This is a genomic window from Alteromonas sp. K632G, from assembly GCF_017653625.1.
Lineage (GTDB): Bacteria > Pseudomonadota > Gammaproteobacteria > Enterobacterales > Alteromonadaceae > Alteromonas > Alteromonas naphthalenivorans.
On sequence record NZ_JAGGDM010000007.1, the window covers coordinates 210,835 to 229,970 of the forward strand.

21 protein-coding genes are annotated in these 19,136 nt (G+C 42.2%); 9 read left to right on the forward strand and 12 right to left on the reverse strand.

Annotation, left to right across the window (positions count from 1 at the left end; translation table 11 throughout):
* Positions 1 to 42: 42 nt before the first annotated feature.
* From J5X92_RS09220 to J5X92_RS09230, 3 genes are all read left to right on the forward strand, one after another.
* Complete coding sequence (locus tag J5X92_RS09220; protein WP_126872295.1) at positions 43 to 558, forward strand: hypothetical protein; 516 nt, start codon at positions 43 to 45, stop codon at positions 556 to 558.
* A 148-nt stretch (positions 559 to 706) separates the two neighbouring features.
* On the forward strand, positions 707 to 1,045 hold the full coding sequence (locus J5X92_RS09225) for a hypothetical protein (RefSeq protein ID WP_208805559.1): 339 nt from the start codon (positions 707 to 709) through the stop codon (positions 1,043 to 1,045).
* Positions 1,046 to 1,105: 60 nt separating this feature from the next.
* Positions 1,106 to 1,462, forward strand: a complete 357-nt coding sequence (locus tag J5X92_RS09230; protein ID WP_208805560.1) for a hypothetical protein — start codon at positions 1,106 to 1,108, stop codon at positions 1,460 to 1,462.
* A 183-nt stretch (positions 1,463 to 1,645) separates the two neighbouring features.
* Here J5X92_RS09230 and rluF read toward each other — a convergent pair whose 3' ends face one another.
* The 4 genes from rluF to J5X92_RS09250 form a co-directional block, all read right to left on the reverse strand.
* Positions 1,646 to 2,386, reverse strand: a complete 741-nt coding sequence (rluF, locus tag J5X92_RS09235) for a 23S rRNA pseudouridine(2604) synthase RluF (protein WP_126872298.1) — start codon at positions 2,384 to 2,386, stop codon at positions 1,646 to 1,648.
* 133 nt (positions 2,387 to 2,519) lie between these two features.
* Positions 2,520 to 2,762 carry an EF-hand domain-containing protein gene (locus tag J5X92_RS09240; RefSeq protein ID WP_013784036.1) on the reverse strand — a complete coding sequence of 81 codons (243 nt, stop codon included), beginning with the start codon at positions 2,760 to 2,762 and terminating at the stop codon, positions 2,520 to 2,522.
* A gap of 62 nt (positions 2,763 to 2,824) precedes the next feature.
* The gene (locus J5X92_RS09245; protein WP_208805561.1) at positions 2,825 to 3,820 is read right to left on the reverse strand and encodes a rhodanese-related sulfurtransferase; all 996 of its coding nucleotides are present in this window, start codon (positions 3,818 to 3,820) and stop codon (positions 2,825 to 2,827) included.
* 86 nt (positions 3,821 to 3,906) lie between these two features.
* Entirely contained in the window at positions 3,907 to 4,392 is a 486-nt protein-coding gene (locus J5X92_RS09250) for a VC2046/SO_2500 family protein (protein ID WP_208805562.1), read from the reverse strand.
* Between the two features lie 192 nt (positions 4,393 to 4,584).
* Here J5X92_RS09250 and J5X92_RS09255 point away from each other — a divergent pair, with 192 nt between their 5' ends.
* The 3 genes from J5X92_RS09255 (at position 4,585) to J5X92_RS09265 (ending at position 7,747) form a co-directional block, all read left to right on the forward strand.
* Positions 4,585 to 6,228: a tetratricopeptide repeat-containing response regulator gene (locus J5X92_RS09255; protein WP_208805563.1), complete on the forward strand. Its 1,644-nt coding sequence runs from the start codon at positions 4,585 to 4,587 to the stop codon at positions 6,226 to 6,228.
* Positions 6,228 to 6,557 (forward strand): hypothetical protein, encoded by a 330-nt coding sequence (locus tag J5X92_RS09260; RefSeq protein ID WP_208805564.1) that lies wholly within the window; start codon positions 6,228 to 6,230, stop codon positions 6,555 to 6,557. The genes J5X92_RS09255 and J5X92_RS09260 overlap by 1 nt, the downstream gene beginning before the upstream one ends.
* A 194-nt stretch (positions 6,558 to 6,751) precedes the next feature.
* Positions 6,752 to 7,747: an ATP-dependent 6-phosphofructokinase gene (locus J5X92_RS09265; protein ID WP_208805565.1), complete on the forward strand. Its 996-nt coding sequence runs from the start codon at positions 6,752 to 6,754 to the stop codon at positions 7,745 to 7,747.
* A gap of 182 nt (positions 7,748 to 7,929) precedes the next feature.
* On the opposite strand, the gene J5X92_RS09270 is transcribed toward J5X92_RS09265, so the two are convergent.
* The 4 genes from J5X92_RS09270 to J5X92_RS09285 all read right to left on the reverse strand — a co-directional run bounded on the left by J5X92_RS09270 (position 7,930) and on the right by J5X92_RS09285 (position 11,236).
* Positions 7,930 to 8,757: a LytTR family DNA-binding domain-containing protein gene (locus J5X92_RS09270; protein ID WP_013784030.1), complete on the reverse strand. Its 828-nt coding sequence runs from the start codon at positions 8,755 to 8,757 to the stop codon at positions 7,930 to 7,932.
* Complete coding sequence (locus J5X92_RS09275; RefSeq protein ID WP_126872381.1) at positions 8,754 to 9,833, reverse strand: histidine kinase; 1,080 nt, start codon at positions 9,831 to 9,833, stop codon at positions 8,754 to 8,756. The genes J5X92_RS09270 and J5X92_RS09275 overlap by 4 nt, the downstream gene beginning before the upstream one ends.
* Before the next feature lie 119 nt (positions 9,834 to 9,952).
* The gene (locus J5X92_RS09280) at positions 9,953 to 10,414 is read right to left on the reverse strand and encodes an Mpo1-like protein (RefSeq protein ID WP_208805566.1); all 462 of its coding nucleotides are present in this window, start codon (positions 10,412 to 10,414) and stop codon (positions 9,953 to 9,955) included.
* Positions 10,415 to 10,471: 57 nt separating this feature from the next.
* A complete protein-coding gene (locus J5X92_RS09285; RefSeq protein ID WP_244360504.1) occupies positions 10,472 to 11,236 on the reverse strand; it encodes a PilZ domain-containing protein in 765 nt (254 codons plus the stop codon).
* Between the two features lie 49 nt (positions 11,237 to 11,285).
* Between J5X92_RS09285 and J5X92_RS09290 the strand changes: the two genes are divergently transcribed.
* Positions 11,286 to 13,070, forward strand: coding sequence for a PDZ domain-containing protein (locus tag J5X92_RS09290; protein ID WP_208805567.1), 1,785 nt, complete (start codon positions 11,286 to 11,288; stop codon positions 13,068 to 13,070).
* Positions 13,071 to 13,243: 173 nt separating this feature from the next.
* Here the strand turns inward: J5X92_RS09290 and J5X92_RS09295 are convergent, their stop codons facing one another.
* The 3 genes from J5X92_RS09295 to yejK all read right to left on the reverse strand — a co-directional run bounded on the left by J5X92_RS09295 (position 13,244) and on the right by yejK (position 16,268).
* On the reverse strand, positions 13,244 to 14,140 hold the full coding sequence (locus tag J5X92_RS09295) for a M23 family metallopeptidase (protein ID WP_208805568.1): 897 nt from the start codon (positions 14,138 to 14,140) through the stop codon (positions 13,244 to 13,246).
* A 122-nt stretch (positions 14,141 to 14,262) separates the two neighbouring features.
* A complete protein-coding gene (locus J5X92_RS09300) occupies positions 14,263 to 15,138 on the reverse strand; it encodes a 6-carboxytetrahydropterin synthase (RefSeq protein WP_013784023.1) in 876 nt (291 codons plus the stop codon).
* A 65-nt stretch (positions 15,139 to 15,203) separates the two neighbouring features.
* Positions 15,204 to 16,268, reverse strand: a complete 1,065-nt coding sequence (gene yejK / locus J5X92_RS09305) for a nucleoid-associated protein YejK (RefSeq protein WP_208805569.1) — start codon at positions 16,266 to 16,268, stop codon at positions 15,204 to 15,206.
* Positions 16,269 to 16,427: 159 nt separating this feature from the next.
* Here yejK and J5X92_RS09310 point away from each other — a divergent pair, with 159 nt between their 5' ends.
* Both J5X92_RS09310 and J5X92_RS09315 read left to right on the forward strand, forming a co-directional pair.
* On the forward strand, positions 16,428 to 16,643 hold the full coding sequence (locus J5X92_RS09310) for a DUF1414 domain-containing protein (RefSeq protein WP_013784021.1): 216 nt from the start codon (positions 16,428 to 16,430) through the stop codon (positions 16,641 to 16,643).
* A 12-nt stretch (positions 16,644 to 16,655) separates the two neighbouring features.
* A complete protein-coding gene (locus J5X92_RS09315; protein ID WP_013784020.1) occupies positions 16,656 to 18,173 on the forward strand; it encodes a DUF3413 domain-containing protein in 1,518 nt (505 codons plus the stop codon).
* 282 nt (positions 18,174 to 18,455) lie between these two features.
* On the opposite strand, the gene J5X92_RS09320 is transcribed toward J5X92_RS09315, so the two are convergent.
* Positions 18,456 to 19,136, reverse strand: a 681-nt coding sequence (locus tag J5X92_RS09320; RefSeq protein WP_208805570.1) for a Tn3 family transposase, incomplete at its 5' end; no start/stop codon positions are given.

Here is a 19,136-nt window from a genome sequence, read left to right on the forward strand (position 1 = left end):
TTGCCAACTGACTTCGTATAAGGTGTTTTAAGGGCTAAATTTATGGTGAAAGAAAAATGGTACAAAAACCCCGAGATGATAATTGCACTCACAGCGCTGTTCATTGGGCTGCTTACCGCTTTCATTTCAATTTACTCTGCTTACACTGACCGCGCTTATGCTAAAGCTTCGGTATGGCCCAAAATTGAAATTTTTAGAAGCCATAATGTTGATTCTTTTAGTTATGGCGTTGCTAATAAGGGAACGGGCCCAGCGCTCATCAAGTACGCAAAAGTGTATTCGGGTACGAAATTTCTAAAAAAATGGTCAGAACTTCCAGAATTCAAAAATATATCTCAATCCCATTTAAACAATACTACTTTGCCGTCGGGTCACTCTATAACACCTCTAAAATACAAAGGTGAATCGGTTTCGGATATATTGGCTATAGATAATAATATTGAAATAGAGCTTTGTTATTGCTCAATTTATGAGGATTGTTGGGTAGTTGATCGCACAAATATAACCCAACCAGTCAATTCATGTTCAGTCCGCACTGAACACGCATTCTGGCAATGAAGTAATTCGTTAGAATCGCGCTTAGTCAGTTCTATTGTTGTGATACCTGATGTAGCCAAATCAGATTTAGAATTATCCAAAGTTGCATTGATACTTTATTTAGCTTACATATTACCGCGCTCATTAAGTTCTTATTTTCAAGGAAGATATGCGTAGTATTCAAATTTTAGGCTTAATAAGCGCACTCGTTGCTCTAGTAGTTTCGTACTGGTCAATGTTTATCATAACTCCGGTATCAAGCGAGTCTGCCGCAAGTTCGGTAGGCTTAGTATTAATGTTTGTTATTGTTCCTTTATTTGGGTTTTCTGCCACCCTATTAATCCCATCGTCCTTAGCTTTAGTAAACGCTAAGTTTAGAAGAGCAACCTTCTTCTTCGGTAAGTTTTGGTACTGTGTATGGGGTATTAATAGCTTTTTTTCACTGGCCTATTTAGCCTTAGGATTATACTTTTCTTACCTTTATCTTACTGTTGGTTATGGGAAGTGATCTTACGAATAAAAATTTTAAAAGCCATCTACTCAAATAATGGCTAATAGGGAAAAGCCAATGAGACAGTTTCTTTTCAGTTTGTCTATATCAACCTTGTTAGGTGCTGCTATTTTATTTTTTTCACCCTATTTTATCGGTGAAATCGAGCCTTGGATCTCAGATTCCTATTACTACACTGGCGCGCTAGTATTGGCAGGTTTTATAGTGCTTGTTGATCGGCATGCTTCTTACGAAAGCATTTTTATAGGCATTGTGCTTGGGCAGGCTATTTACATGTTTACTTTTATACCTGTAGATTCATTGGTTGGTGTTGCTTTGGTTATTATGGCCTTCAAAAGCTTGTTGTCTTGTGTAGGTCTATTGTTAAAGTCAGCAATTAGTGACGTTTTGCATTTGATTAAAGGGAACACCTAACATTCTGTTAAATATGTTCTCTCCCCACTTAGCCACTGTTTTAGAGATAAACTGAATCGCCTGTCGAAGTTTTTTTTATCAAGGGTTACTTGCACTTCACACGGCGGACAATTTGCTATTACAAAACTATGAAGGTGCCAGTAACTATTGTGTTTCTATACTGGCTCCCTCTATTAGCATCGCCTACCCTGCTGTTTTAGACGATTGTTGTACGGCGTTATTTAGCTGATTAAGCTCTTTTTCAGTAAGGTTTCGCCATTGGCCTGGCTTTAAGTTACCTAGCTCTAGATGCATTATGCGCGTGCGTTTCAACTTGGTAACTTCATAACCGAGGAACTCACACATGCGACGGATTTGTCGGTTTAAGCCTTGGGTTAGAATAATTGAAAACTGAAACTTACCACGAGCTTTTACCTTACACGGTTTAGTTACCGTGCCTAAAATGGGAACGCCTCTTGCCATTTTTTGTACAAAACGCTCACTGATAGGTTGGTTAACCGTCACTTCGTATTCTTTATCATGGGCATTTTCAGCGCGCAGAATTTTATTCACAATGTCGCCGTCACTGGTCAGAATAATCAATCCTTCTGATGGCTTATCGAGTCTGCCTACTGGAAAGATTCTCTGTTTGTGCTTGATTGCATCAATGATATTGCCTTTCACATGACGCTCGGTAGTGCAGGTAATGCCAATGGGCTTGTTGTATACCAAGTAAATGCGGTCCGATTTATCTTCGGCTACCGCTTTAACAAGCTTTCCATCAACCTTCACTTTATCGCCTTGCGCGACTTTGGTGCCTAGCTCAGGCAGCTTATCGTTAATGGTAACTCGATTTTGCTCAATTAATTTATCAGCTTCACGTCGTGAGCACAGTCCTGTATCACTGATATATTTATTAAGACGTTTTGTTACCTCAGAGCTCATGCTAAAAGTCCCTACCTTTTTTCTAAACGACAACGTGAGTAAACCGTGCCGGTTGTTTTCTCAACTTTATTACCGTTAATTTTACTATAAAAAAAGCGAGCTAAAAGCTCGCTTTTTTAACATTCAGTTAGTATTAATATTCCCACCAACACTCTTGCCACCACTCGAGGAATTCCTCAAAGTCGATATAGCCGTCGTTATTGCTGTCTATTAATTTAAAACCTTCCTGTACATGGCTGGCTTTTGTTTTTGGCGAAATAACGGTTAATAACTCGATAAACTCCGTTAAATCAATCTGACCATTACCATCTTGGTCGAAGAAGGTAAAATCTTTCTTTATTTCTTCAATTTTTTCGTCTGAAAGTTGAGCGGTCACGCGCTTTCCCTTTTTTTAGCAACTACATAGAGGGTGAGTGTAACGCCCTTATTGAGTAGTGTCTATGCCTGATTTTCTCTTGCTTTTAACGCGCGTTCACGTTGCAAACGGGCTTTTTCTTCACGCTTTTGTTCCATGGTGATCCGCGCCTCTGTACCCACGTGTTCTTGCTGCCTCATCTTCGCAAGATTAACTTGTTTTTCACGTTCACGAAAACGAGAAAGTTGATCTTCTGTATGGGTACCAAAACAATGCGGGCAGCTTACGCCAGGCTCATACTTTTCACTTTGCATGTCTTCATCTGTAATCGGTAAGCGACAGGCATAACATTGATGATAGTCACTTTTTTCAAGATCGTGATTCACAGCCACACGATTATCAAATACAAAACAGTCACCTTCCCACAGTGATTCTTCTTTTGGTACATCTTCTAAATATTGAAGAATACCGCCTTCCAGATGGTATACCTCGTCAAACCCCTGCTCTTTTAAATAGGCCGTAGATTTTTCACAACGAATACCGCCGGTGCAAAACATGGCTACTTTTTTGTTTTTCTCTGGGCTTAATGTTTTAGCGACATATTCTGGAAACTCGCGAAAAGTCTCCGTTTTTGGGTCGATAGCGTGCTTGAAAGTGCCGATTTCGATTTCATAGCCATTACGGGTGTCTATCACGGTGACGTCGGGATCGCTAATTAGCGCGTTCCAGTCACTAGGTTTCACGTACGTACCTACGGTTTTACGCGGGTCGATACCTTCAACACCCATGGTGACGATTTCTTTTTTAAGTTTCACCTTGGTGCGGTAGAAAGGCTGTTCTTCGTGAAGTGACTCTTTACAAGAGATGGGGTTAATTCTCTCATCGGCGTTAAGATATTGGAGTAATCCGTCAATACCTTCTCGCGTGCCTGAAACGGTGCCATTAATGCCTTCGCTGGCAAGTAAAAGCGTACCTTTAATGCCATTAGATTCCATGGCAGTTAATAGTGGTTGGCGCATGGCCTCGAAGTTTTCAAGCGCGACGAACTTGTACATCGCGCAAACGATATATTTAGACATAGTAGTATTTACCTTTGCTAGTTGGAACGTAAAACCAGTGCAAAAATGCGGCGCGCACTATATCAAACCAGTTTTAAAATTTCCAGTTAGGCAGCAAGAAAGGATTCAGACTGCTCAATAATGTCACTAAGCATTGTGTTGTCTTCATCAATAGAGGTGGAATAAGTAGCGGCAATGCGCTTTTGAGTGGCTAACGAACAGTTCGTAATAACATCTTGGCTAATTTTCTTTGCGTCATTCGTTTGTGCAAGAGGTACTGGGTGCATTTCATTGTGAAGGCGTACTGCCTCAAACTGCAGTGATGTGGGCTCCTGCAGTGCTACTTGATGCGCTATTGTTTGAGACAATCGATTCATGTGCAACCAATCTGCCTCACTCGCACAAAGTGGTGCTCTACGGTAGAAATTAAGTGCTTCTAGCCGCTGTGTAATACCTCTAGTGGCTTCGTCTTCGTTTGGGCTTTCTATCGATATAGTGTCGGCAAGTGCACTTTGTTGCATTGCCAAATACAAAGCAAAAAGCGTGGCATTACCCGCTGCTTTTGACAGAGTACCGTTCCATTCCCAAGCCATACTGGGGTCTATGGATTTATTTACATTTATATCGTTATCAGACACAAAAATAGGAAGATTTAAAATTCATACCTATAGTGTCGGCAAGATAATGTTTTTCTTAAGCTTATTCTTGCCCTTATCGGTATTTTAAACAATCATATATAGAACCTCTCAAGTAGTTGAAGTGTCATGGTTGTCATTGGATGAAAAATGAACTTTTCGGATAAGCAGGTGCTTATTGTTGAAGATCAACGCCCTTTTCTCTTACTGCTTCGTGGATTATTACACTCCATGGGTGCAAGTGACGTTGTCACTAAATCTTCTGCGGAAAAGGCTCTGTCTCTTTGTAAAAAGCAAAAATTTGATATTGTTGTTTGCGATCTTCATTTAGGGGTAGACAAGAAAAACGGTTTCGAGCTTATTGAAGAGCTTAGAATAAAACGCTTAATTAAACCCACCACCGTGTTTATATTAATTAGCGCTGATAGCGCACGCCCTGTGGTACTTGGCTCTATTGAGCGACGCCCTGATGATTATCTTATTAAGCCTTTTTCGCAGGTACAACTTAAAACACGTATTACCCGTGCCTGGCAGAAACGGCAGTTTTTAGGGGCAGTATTGCAAGAGGTGGCCAATGAAAATATCAACAATGCTATCGATTTGTGCGAAGATCTTATTAGTACGCCATCCCCTTATAAAGGCACGTGTGAACAATTATTAGTTGAACTGTATTTGCGCCTAGAGCAATACGACAAAGCGTTGGACGTACTTTCGCCCTACTTAGAAGGAAAGCCAATAATTTGGGCCAAAGTTGCGTTGGCAAAAACCTATCTAGCCTCAGAAAAATACGATAAAGCCATAGGTATTGCCGAGGATATTATTAAACGCAACCGGTTTAATGCCGAGGCGCATGATGTATTGGCGAAAGCCAATGATGCAAAGAACCAAGGCGAAATTGCAATTTCTGCTATCAAGCAGGCTATAAAACTTTCGCCCTTTTCGTTGCCTAGGCATTTTAGTGCATGCTCTATCGCGCGAAACCATAACGATTACATTTTAGCCTCTACCTCTAGTTTGGCCATTTGGGATTTATCGAAAAGAACCGTGCATCAAAACAGCCTGCATTGGTGTGGGTTTATTCGAAGCTTGCTTGATGTCGCCGAATATACAGATGACAAACGTACACGAAACCGCTATCAACAAGAGGCTTTACTTGCCCTGCAACGAGGTAAGTTTGATGAAAACATACTACGAATAGACGAAGATTTTGACGTAAGTATTTTTGGCAGCATTATTAACGCTCGAGTTAATGCTATTGATGGAAAAATGCTGGATGCAAAAAAGAACTTGGCGCAATCACAAGCTGCCATAGATGAAAAGTACACCACGCCGCCAATCGCATTTATTCCAGATAGCCTTAAAGTAATGTACGACCTTGGTGAATATGAAGATGCACTACAACTTCAAGATATTATTAAGCAGCAGAATTTAGAATTCGATTCCAACAGCAACTTTTTATTGCATTCTGAGACGACCAAAGCCCAACAAAATCTTACAAATTATCAGCAGTTTAACCGTGAAGGCATTCAGCTTTATCAACAAGGACAGTATGAAAAAGCAAAAGACTCTTTTGCGCTTGCGCAAGGTTTTTCGCCGGTAAATACAGGTGTAGCGCTCAACTTACTGCAGTGCTTATTACAAATATTAAGCAAGAACCAAAAGCCAGATCCTGATTTATTTAAACAATGCCGTCGACTTTATAAACTTATCGACGACATGCCACTAAAGGCCCAACACGAAGAAAAATACTCCACGCTTCGCAACGACTTAGACACTTTTATGGGAACAACATAATGACAATAACCCAAACAAAAAAGATATGTGCACTTGCTAGCCTACTTACTGCTGTAGCACTTAATGGGTGCAGCCAAACACCACCTTGTGAAGACATTGTAGAAGTAAATCGCCAATTACATGTGTGCAAAAGTTTATCGAAAGTGATGAATGACAACCGCTATCCGCAGCAAGCTATGTCAGCGAAAAAACGTTATGAAAGTGAATGTGAAAACTTCAGATACTATCGAGATGATTACGACACTATTTGTAAAGGAGAGCAGCAAGCCATAGGTAAAAAGGCCCAAACGCAGGTTAAAAAGGAAAGTTTACCCGCCAAAGACTACTAAGTAGAAGATTCCTTTTTACCTAGCTTTATTAGGGAATGTCGTACATAAAACTTACATGAACAACTAGTTTTGATTGGCGGTGTGGTTTTGATTTAACCATGTTACGGTACGGTGTAGCGCCATGTGAGTAGTAACATCTTTTCAATGGGGCGTATAAGTACGCGAGAATAAGTAGGCGAGAAAAGGATACGAATATGTCTAAACGCGTTGCAGTGCTAACATCAGGTGGTGATGCACCTGGAATGAATGCTTGTATTCGAGCTATTGTTATAGCCTGTGAAAGGCTCGGATTTACGCTATTTGGTTATCAACATGGGTATAATGGCTTACTTGAGCAAGAGTACGAAATACTTGCGCTTCAAGCAACGCACAACCTCATTCAGCAAGGGGGCACCGTGCTGCACAGCGCCCGTTGTGAACCTTTCAAAACCGACGAAGGTGCGAAAACTGCTGCTACTAACCTCACTAAGCTAGAGATTGATACCTTAATTGTGATTGGCGGTGATGGGTCCTTTAAAGGCGCTGATCATTTAGCAGATTTCTGGCACGGTCAAATTATTGGTATTCCCGGCACAATAGATAATGATGTGGCTGGCACCGATGCTACCATAGGTTATTACACCGCTATCGATACCGTTGTTTCATCAATCGATAAAGTGAGAGACACAGCTGACGCTTTTGAACGTATTTTCATTGTAGAAGTGATGGGCAGACATGCCGGTTTTCTTGCGCTAAATTCCGCCCTCGCCTCGGCGGCCGATTACGTTATTTTGCCAGAAACCTTTCAACATTGTGACGCAGAATTGGATAAAATTACGGAGCAAATTGAGAAAAGAAGACAGCTTAAAGGCGCGGTTAGTTTTATTATAGTGGTGGCGGAAAATGTATGGCCTGGTGGACTTAACGATTTGGCTGACAAACTGGTATCCAAAACCCAGTCTGAAGTTCGCCCGGTTACGCTAGGCCATGTTCAGCGAGGGGGATCTCCGGTAAGTCAAGACCGGTTACTTGCCACTAAGTTAGGCACCTATGCAGTGAGTTTAGTGGGTAGTGACACCAACGGTATTATGGTAGGTGAACTCAATGGTACGCCGAGTGAGATTGCCTTAGCGGAAACATGGGAGAAGGATAAACCCCTAAACCCTTCCAGTATGGAAACCATGCTCACCATCATGAATGAGCGATATTAAAATAAAGCTAATTGAGTAATACAACACCAAAATGGTTACGCATAACCAAGCCTTATCTAGATATATCAACAAGTTACCTTAACTTATTGGTTAACACAAAAATGCCCGATTTCTCGGGCATTTTTAGGTAATCTTACTGTTCGCACAGCCAGTTTGTAGCTAACGTACTAAAGCTTTTAGCCTTACATTTTCATAGCGGCTTTTACTTTGTCTCTATGACTACGACTCACTTTTAGTTCGGTGTCATTTTGCAAAATAAGGTGATATTCACCGCTAATATGGCTTACCAATTTTTTCACGAAACGAATATTGGCAATGGCGGAACGATGCACTCTAACAAACCATTGAGGGTTAAGCTCTTGCTCAAGCTCTTTCATAGTTTTACGCATAATGTGCATGCCATCTAATGCGTGAACACACATATAATCACCCGCGGCATCTATCCACTGTATGTCTTGTACGTTCACCCTAGTGACTTCAGAACCATCTTTAATGGCTAAAACATCTGGATAAGGGTTAGTTTCTACCGGCTCGCCATTGGCAAGCTTACGCAAGATTTCTTCGCAATCGTCGCCAGTAAGTTCGGCAACCAAATTCACTAAACGTTTAGACTGTTCATCTTGATGCTGTGTAGCGAAGTATTCTCGCACTTTCACTAGGGCATCTTTAAGACGCTCGTCGTCAGCAGGCTTTAATAAGTAGTCTAGAGCATGCACATCGAATGCTTTAATCGCATAACTGTCATACGCAGTAACAAACACGACCATAGGGATAGGTTGATTAAGCTCTCGTAGCTTATGAATTACCTGAAAACCATTTAGCCCAGGCATTTGAATATCAAGAAAGACTAAGTCAGGGCGAAGTTGTGAAATGCTACTTACCGCTTCTAGCCCATTTTGACACTCAGCAAGTACCTGAATGTCGTCATGACGTTCTAACCTAGCGCGAAGTCCACGGCGGGCGAGTGGTTCATCGTCTACCACTAAGGTTTTAATTACTTGCTTTGTCATGCGCATACATCCTTTACTTCATAGGGAATACGAATTCGAACCCGTACGCCCGACGGCTGATTATCTTCAATAGAAAATGCGAAATTGCGTTGATACAATGAATGCAATCTCTCTTTAATATTTGCCAGTCCAACACCATTTTCACGGCTTAACTGACCATCTATAATGTCGGCACCGGGCCCATTATCAGCCACATCCATTAGTAAATCGTTTCCAAACGCGCGGGCTGTTATAGCAATTTGACCGCCGTTCTCCATTTTAGAGATGGCGTGCTTAACAGCATTTTCAATAATAGGCTGCAATATCATGCTAGGAACAAGTGCATTCTCACACTCTTCATCGATATTCCAAACTACTTCTAATCTGTCATCAAATCGTACTTTTTCAATCTCAAGATATAACCGCAAGGCCTTTATTTCCTGGCCTAAAGGTACTCGTTTAATAGGGTCATTATCTAAAGAATAGCGTAAAAAGTCGCTCAAGCGAGAGACCATGGCCTCTGCAGTATCGTTTTCTTTTAATAACACTAAGGTAGAAATTGCATTTAACGTGTTGAACAAAAAGTGAGGATTAAGCTGATAACGCAGCATCTTAATATGCGCTTGATGAGCCATGGTGCTGGCTTTAAGGGCATTTTGCTTTTCTTTTTGTAACATCTGGAAGTTCTTAATGCCGAAGTAAACGCCACTCCAACAGCCCACCATAATGAGCGAGTTAATCGTATTGGTAAAATACATGTACCAAGCATCAGGCCGGTAACCATGCTTGTAAATTTCCCAATAGTTTATATTTTTAACCACAGCCCACAATAACGCTATCAAATAACAAGACGCTATCACTGTCATCAACATATTTAGCGGCGACTGTTTTCTTGCCCAGCGATAGACGTATCGCAGTGGTATAGTCAACAACCAGCCAGCGTAGGCATTGAGTAATATAATAAATACCCAAATTGGCCTTACATCGTGAAGGAACGAGCCAATATAATAAATGATGGCAAAACCTGCCCAGCCTGCGCTGTGCAAAGTCCAAAATAACCTTTCGTTACTTTCAATAACGCGCTGAAAGCGGCTCACATGTTTACCAGTGGTTGAATTGATTGATAGATTATACGCAAGGTAAGCCCCTTGCGGAGCATCTTGGTCGTACTTCATATGCGACTTGTCGCACGCTTTGCTAAGATTAGTGACTGCAACTAATAACTAATATTCAATCTCTTAAGCCAATGCATCCACCACCATGCAGGCCCCACGAGTAAAAATTGAAGGTCTTCCAAAAATGAAGGCTTTTTACCTTCAATTTTATGACCTATGAATTGCAGTACCCACATGACGATAAACAGCGATAGACAGAACAGCCAAACACTTACGCCATAGTAGGCAATCAAATTAATACCACCGAAACAAGCAATGGTAAGCAGCGTCATGGCCGCACCAATTGGCCCAGACAATTTGAAATAATAAAATAGAATTGGAATAGCTATAATATGCGCCCAAGTCACATTAAAATCGGCAATGAGATCAGGCATCGGTATAGCCCAAATAAGCCCCAAGGTGACAAAATAGATGCTGGGCACCGCAATGGCATGAATAAGCACATTGGTTTTATTTTGGTGGCTTTCGTTATATTGCAGTAATAGCTTTTCAATCGTTCTCATAGCAAATTCCACTTATTGTTATAATTATTGCTTAAATTTTATGTTGTGAACATCGTATTAACTAATTAGCGTATGGCCTGCTAACAGCGCATTGACAGCATCGTCATCGCTATCGAATTTCAAGCCATAATAAACAAAGTCTGATTCTAGCTGGTGATTTTTGACAGTGGCATTCAGTGTGGCTTCTTTTCCATCAGTTGAATAGACTAATGCAATTTTAGTTTCATCAATCATGATTGGCCACTCGGGCTTAAGGGGCAACGCTATGCGGCAGCCATCGTTCGATATATCCACGATAATACCGGTCACATGTTCAGACTCAGGAAAAGACTCACAGGACACCTTAACCGCAATACCAGGTTGCGCTCGCTTATTGGCACGAAGGCCTATTGATTCGATACGACGAGGAAAGCTCGTAATCAACAACCCTGAGGGTTTAGCCAATAACTTGAGTACCTTTACTCTAAACGCTATAACCTGCCCGGCATCACCTTCCAGTACAAAGCGTACTACAACATCGTTGCCCACCGTCAATAAGTCTCTTACCACTATCCATTTTGCAGAAGTCGGGATTTGGAATATCATGCAGGTGGCCATTTCCATACCTACATAAGCAGTTTTCACCCGCTTAGGTGCCGTTGGTGTTGTAATTTGCAAATCTACCACTGCACCAGGTGGCAAGGCACACAAATTATCGACGTCTTCTCGGTTAAGTTGACTACTTACTGCATTTTCTGACATGTATTTAAGAACATTCTTATTATACTTACTCTCAATGTAACCAATTTTGTGTCGGCTGACAAAACCTTCTCTATCAGGCATGATGTCGCCATATTTTTTATGATACGAATAATTTTTTATAAAGGTCACCATGAATAGCGCTTCACTTCACTACCAATTGTCGATTTACTCGTGGCAACAACATTTGTTTGATGTAATGTTAACCGTGCCGTCTCACGAATCACAAACCTTATCGCTCACGTTACCGTCTTGGATCCCAGGCAGCTACATGGTGAGAGACTTTGCCAAAAATATAGTGTCGTTAGCAGCTAAGAATACTGAATCTGATGAACCTATTGCTTGCGCTAAGTTAGATAAGCAAACGTGGGAAGTCGAAACTCAGGGTGAGGCAGTCACTATTACCTATCGGGTGCATGCCAACGACTTATCAGTGCGTTCTGCGTTTATTAACGACGAATATGCCTTTATAAACGGCACCAGTGCATTTCTTAGTGTTGAAGGCTTTGAACAACAACCATGTAAATTGCAAATCATTAAACCAGCGGTGGCGAATTGGCGTGCCTATACCAGTATGCCAATGACTGACGATATGCCAGATAGCTGGGAATATGAAGTGGCAGACTATGCTGAGTTTATCGACCACCCTCTTTATATTGGCGTATGTAACTTTCACAGCTTTGAAGTGGAAGGCGTTACCTTCGAGTTGTTATTCTCGGGTAGAAATAACCTAGACATAGAACGCATTGCCAATGACTTAACCCCAATTTGTAAGCATCACATGCAGTTATTTGGCGATCCGCAGCCTATTAAACGTTACTTGTTTATGACCTTGTTGGCAGATACTGGCTTTGGTGGTTTAGAACACCGTGATTCGACCGCTCTACTCTTTCCTCGTTTCGACCTACCTATGGTGGGCGAAAGCGATACCAAAACCGATGGTTACATTACGTTTTTAAGTTTGTGCAGCCACGAACTTTTCCATACATGGCATGTTAAGCGAATTAAACCAGAGGTAATGGTTAAGCCTAATTTGCAAAAAGAAACATATACAAACCAACTGTGGATTTATGAAGGCTTTACCAGCTTTTATGATGACGTTACCTTAGCGCGTGTAGGCGCTATCAGCCCACAAAAATACTTAGACATTGTGTCGCAAAATATAACGCGCCTGCTGCAAAATGCGGGCAGGTTCAAGCAATCGGTAGCAGAAAGCAGCTTTGATGCATGGACAAAGTTTTATAAGCAAGATGCCAGTGCTACTAACGCGATTGTTAGTTACTACACCAAGGGCGGCATTATTGCTTTCGGACTAGATTTGTTACTACGTGAAAAATCCAATAATGAAATCAACTTAGATTTGCTAATGCGTCATCTATGGGATCAGTACGGCCGAGACGAAAAAGGCACGCCCGACGATGTAATTGCCACTGTGTGTAAGCAAGATTTTGATATTGATATTTCTGACTATCTAGCTGATGTGGTTTACGGTACAAAAGATGTGCCGTTAGAGAATTGGTTGTCAAATATTGGCGTTGAATTACTCACCCGCACTAAAGTATCAGCTGACGATAAAGGTGGCAAAACAAGCGCCGAGGGTATGAAAAGACAATTGGGTGCTAACTGCAAACCTGCCCCTATAGGGTTAACGGTTACTCAAGTCTTTGAAGGCCTAGCTGCCGCCGACGCGGGTATTATGGTTAACGATATCATTATTGCGGTAAATGGTTTTGTGGTAAACCAAGCGAAATTACAACGTATATTAGATGCGACAAATACCGGGCAAGTTAGCCTTTCACTGATTCGAGATGGCCGATTCTTAACAGGCGATCTTGATATTAGAAATGCACGAGAAGATGTGTGCAACTTTTCGATAGTGGATGAGCGCAAATTTTCGGCATGGTTGGGGCTTAACTAACCATTCTTAATTAGTCTTTGCTTATGTAGATTCGCACCTTTGAAGAATCGCATATCCGTTTGGATACTAGTAGATACAAAAAAGGGCTACCGTATTGAGTAGCCCTTTTAATTTTGAGGCGATGGCCGGAGCCGTTAGCCTTTTTGGCGTTCCCGCTTTCTGGTGTTCCCGATTTATTCAGGGGTTCCCGACACTACCGTCTGTGGGTCGAGACGCATCTTGCCTAAGTTAATTCGCCAATCTAGGTGTGGCCCCGTTGCTCTACCCGTAGCGCCAATGGTACCAATCTGCTCGCCTTGCGCTACCGTATCGCCAACTTTCACAGTGATAGAGTCTAAGTGAAGGAAAGTAGAAAAGACGCCCATTCCATGGTCAAGAATTAACGTATTACCTGAATAATATAAATCTTCTGCCAAGGTTACTGTGCCTTCAACGGGCGCGGTAACTGGCGCGCCTGTTGGCCCACCTACATCAACGCCAAAGTGTGGCCATTTTGGCACACCATTCAATACACGCTGGCTTCCGTATACGCCGGTTATCGGCCCTTTTGCTGGCCACTCAAATCGGGTAAACAATGCGTCGGCATCGGTTACTTTACTTCGTGCAATCGACACATTAACGTTGTCTTGCCTAATTCTTTCAAGCACGGCTTTTGGCGGTGTCACCATCTTAGAATCAAGCCCATCTATACGTTGAATGTTGTATTCACGTTTAGTGAGGGTAATATCCCGTACTAATGTGGTGCCATCGGGAAGTTCAACATTAAGCGTGTGAGAAAGGCTTGCATCACGAGGAAAACCAAACACGAATTTGCCTTCGCTATTAAGCGCTAATGTTTCTCCATCAAGGGTAACAATTGCATCAGGGGCAACTTGCCCTCTTATCAAACTCCCTTGTGTTAGGGTACCATTTAGCGTTATCCCATCTTGCTGCGCGTGAACAGCAGTCAAACTACCACTAATCAATAGTAAGGCTGAAAAGCCAGCAGAACGTGCTGCGACTTTAAGTGAGTTAATCACAATAGATTGGATAGACTTAGCACCCTTAACACCCTTAACCCTAGAACTCATTACTACTCCTTTACGCAGCTTCATCACACTTAATTCGCACTAATACCGCACTAGTATAGTGTGTTAGCCAATAGCCGTTATCCGGTTTTGCCTAACACCTTCAAACAAAAAAAACGCCGTAACTAGTCAGACACCATGGCGCCTTTACCCACACCTTCATAAGCCACTACTTGGCAATGATTGTTGGGCGTGCGTTTCTTTTGTTCAACTAACAGATATTGAGCTAAACATTCCACCGTTGAATCTGTGGTGATCACTTCACAATCGGCTTTTGGGATAAGTAACTCAAAATAGCCTTGTGATGATTCGTAAGCAAACGAAAAGTAATCGCTAGGGGTAGCGACTGAACCGGTTATTTTGCGATCTTCGTAGGCTATTTCGTCTTCCGTGGTAGCAATGTAGATATCGTCCCAGCGATTTGCCCAGTAAGCTTGTTCTTGTTCGCTAATTTTACCATCAAGGTAAATATCGATGCGTGAACGATGGCCGTGGGCTATACGCTGACAGTTTCCGTCGTGCTTTTTTAACCCATGGGTATAATGATAAAACGGCGACTCTATAACTTCGGTACGCAGCTTTAAAGTTATGTTATCAACGTTTTCTGGCAAGTGGGTGGCAAGCACCTCTTTTAAGTAAACGCTCACCGATTCCATGGTAACCACATCTGAATACAAAAAGGCATAGGCTTCTGCTGGACAGCGAAGCATGATTTCTCGGCTGTCTTCACAAGTAAAGCGCACTTCAACCTGTTCATTCACGTCATCGTGAATAACTGTTGCGCCCGCATATTCTGCTGGCACAAGCAATTTATGATCGACATATTCATCAATCAGTCGTTTAAGATCTTTTTTAACAATACCAAAATCCTGAACCATACTTTCTTCGTTAAGTTCACCGGTTAGGATTACATCGACAATCCAGCTTTCACCTACCATACCGCGCTTAGGGCAAAGGTAAGAAAAGTCCATTACTGTCAAATCGTTTACAAATAGTTGCATGACACCCTTGTATCGTGTTCGTTTTCTGTTGTTAGTATACGTTTTTTACGTGTTAAACGCAGTGATTAGTCCATAGAAGATTGGCGATTAAGCTGATCTTTTAAATTAGGTGGTATACCACGAATCGTTAAGGTATCGGTGGCAGGGTCGTAAAATACCCGATCGCCCATCAATTTGCGCTCGAAGCTTACCGATACACCGCCGCCCTGCCCCGTAAATTTCGCGAGTTGTTTTAGCGCAGCGGGATCTGGCTGAATTTCTTTTTCAAGCGGTACTTCCATAGACTGAGTAAATGAAGAAAAGTTGCTGCTAGTTTCTTCGTTTGAAGGCAGCCTATTCGCCAACTCATCTACCGATAAGCTTTCGCCTGCGTCTATTTTTTCTTTGAAATACGTTTTCACTTCTTCACGGTGCTGGTGTTGCTCTTGCGGGTCTAACGACTCACTGGCCAAATAGGCATCTACCGATGAAATTAGCTGCTTATTTTGCTGCTTTACATCAACCAGCTCTTCGCAGCCAACGAATTGCATAAAGAAGTCAGAAACCTTACGACCCATACGACCTTTTATAAAGCTGACGTAACGTTGCTGTTCTGGTTGTATATCCCATTGGGTTAAGTCGATGCGAACCGCGAGTTGCATGCGCGCCAAATCTAGATGCTCTCGTGCAGACAGATCCAGTGAATTGGTTACTTCAACGTGAGAGCGCGTATTTAGCAATGCAATCATTAAATATTGGGTAGCCAAGAACTCGTATTGGCAAAAAATAAGAAACCCTGTTTCTACTGTGCCCGTATCTATTAACGTTTTCACTAATCGCTTAGTGGCTGATAACGAAAAGCTATGAAATTCTTCTTCTAAATTGTCGCCGCCCGCTTTTTTCTGCGCTAGGTAGTTTTTTAGACCTTCTGAAAATTCTGCTACGTTATCAGTGTTTTCTTCATTGCTTTGCGAAACAAAGTGACCAACCCCTTTGCCTGGCTTGGCATTAAAGCTGTGGTTAATCTGATGTGCGAGAAGCTCAATTTCTGGCGTTACTGCCAAACAATTGTCACGAGGGATAGCTTCTATTTTATCCTCGTTATTAACGACTAAACGGTGTACAACAAAGTGATGAATCAGTGCACTCATAGCGATTAGGGTGTCCTGTTGCTTAAAAAATGTCAGAAAAACTAACGGAATTGCGGGATTTTAGAATGAATGATTGTTATCACTCAAACAACGATTATAATCATTTTACGAGTAAAACCATTCTTTTTATCAAAGAAATCATGAAAAAGAGGCGTAACAGTGCCCCAGAACAGTCGTTATACCAATGCTGAATTTGAAACCTTAATGAATAAAGTCATTCTAACCCTCGAAGAAAACGATGCGGGGAGAGATTTATCGCTAATGGTATTAGGTAATGTGATTACCCATATTTTACAGACTCAGGTTAGTCCTGACAAACGCGAAGCCATGGCAGATCAGTTTGCTAATGTGCTCAAGAAGAGTGTTCAAGGTTAAGTAGGCTTTTTTATGATTTTAGCCGAATCTCCTCGCCGCCAGCGAGTGACGAAACTAGTTAATTGGGGCCATTGGTTCGCGCTAGCGAATATAATAATAGCCATTGTTATTGCATCAATTTTTGTTTTTTCTTCACCCATGCCAGGCACGGGCGTGGGCACGCTTTATTTACTGACCAATTGGTTGGGCCATATTGGCTTCATGACCTTTTTTGGCTTTGTCATTTTTATTTTGCCTTTATGCTATTTAGCCACCAATCCAAGGGCAATTAAAGCCAGTGCGTCTATTATTGCAGCGGTTGGGCTTGCTTTGTTAGCATTCGATGCGTTGTTATTTAATCGCACCGGTTTTCATATCAGCTTTCACGCTGCCGACTTGCTTAAAACCGAAGCACAAACACAAATAAGTGAGTTCTACTGGCAACAGTGGGCCTATTTATTCATGCTGTTTTTAGTGTGGCTAGGCTTTCAGCTTGTGCTTGCCAATGCTATATGGAAAAGAGTTGAGCGCTTTTCACAGCATAAAATTGGCGTACCGGTAGCCAGCTTTTTCGTGGTGTGCTTTGTCACCAGCCATGCGGTGCATGTATGGGCCGATGCCGAACTGTATCAGCCTATCATCAAGCAAGATAATATGTTCCCGCTGTCGTATCCGGCTACCGCTAAAACGACTATGTCCCGTTATGGGTTGCTTGATTTGGCCGCTTATGAAGAGCGTAAACAGCTGCAGTTTAATACTGATATTCATAATATTAACTATCCTGCGGAACCGGTTTATTGCTCTATAGATTCCGGTATGAATATGACAGTGATAGTGCAGATTGATGATGCCCCTATTTCTGGTATCGACACACTTGGGCTTAATGCGTTAGAAAACTATCATTCTACCGCCAGTAGTTTACGAGGGTTGATTACTACCACCTTGTTTGGTGTGCCAGAAATTTATCAAGACTCATTAAGCCAAAAACGCCCTGTGCTGCTTGCCTTGCCAGTTGGCCTAGGAATGCCTGTCTCTACTCATTTTGATGAAAGTTTGCCTGACGATTTGTTTAAAAGTTATCGCCAGCCCCTTTCAAACAATCACAATGGCTTACACATAGCATTTTTACCTGCATCTGTGATTGAGGGCTATGTAACGCAAGATATGCTGCAGTCCAATAAGGTGATGATTGCAACCGGTTACGGCAATGAGAGTTCACAAGGCATGCTGTACAGTAACATGTCGCTAAGTGCTGATATTGCCAGCACTGAAGATCTGGCGCCAACGATTATGAATGCCCTTGGATGCGCAGCTCCTACTACCTTCTACTCTACCGGTCAAAACTTGTTGAACCCTAGTCGTAAATGGCTAGTAAGTACCTCTGGTGAGCGTATTGTGGTGTTCCATAATGGAAAACGTACTGATGTGTTAAGCAACGGCAGTTACGAAATTACTGAGGTTGCTACAGGCAAGCGCAGCAATGCCCCGCTTAATGTTGATTTATTAAGCCAAGCCATCAAACACTTATCTCGGTTTTCTAATCAAAACTAAGATGTTAAAGGCGCCCAATTAGGCGCCTTTTTTGTATCTTTTCAAATTCTTTTTTATTCAACACCCAATGTAAATGCTGATTGAGTACTGCACGGTGTTCTCTTCAATCTAGGTTCCCTCATCATGAACAGTAGTGTTCGCCAGAATGAAGCCAAATGCGACCTATACGCTACTGGGAACAGGTATATGGGGTTCTAGGGATTTTCCCCTCTAAAAAGACATAATCCTCTGTAGACCACACCAATAAATGGCTGCGGAGGTGGTTTACTTTCAGCTTGGAGCCTAATCATCCACTATCGGCCTTGTTATTTCGCCAATATTGGGCAATTTCCCAGTATTAGTGAAGTTATACGTTCCGCTTAAGTTGATATTTTGCCACGCAACGGGCGAAACAGCACGAGTGATACCCGCTTTCTCTTCATCTCCTCTCGCTTCAAAGTGTCCCAGCAGATGACTCAGTATCGCGGAGTTGAAGTAGATGATCGCGTTGGCAAGCAATCTTGCACATTCATTCCAGATAGCGATTTCACTCTCGTTTTTGCCTCGGAACTGATCGCCATTCACCGACGCAATAGCCCGTCTCAGGAAGTGCCACGCTTCTCCCCGGTTAAGGGCACGCTGAACGTACTGCCGCAAACTGGCATTGTCTATGTAATCCAGTAAATATTGCGCTTTGACCAGTCGATTATACTCCGTCAGCGCCTGTAATGTCGGGTGCCCCGAAGGATAACCAGACAACTTTCTTACCAGCATTGCCTGTGTCGTTCGCTTTGTCTGAAGTGACAGAACAATGCGCCTAATATCCTGCCATCCCGTTTCGATGACATTCGTCCTGATGGGCTTTTTCAGGGCAAGGTTGGTGCCGCCGTGTTCATTTTCAGTTACGTCAAACAGATCATTGATGACACTACTGAACTGCGCGTATCGCGGTGCAAAACTGTAACCGCATAGATCCAGTAAGGC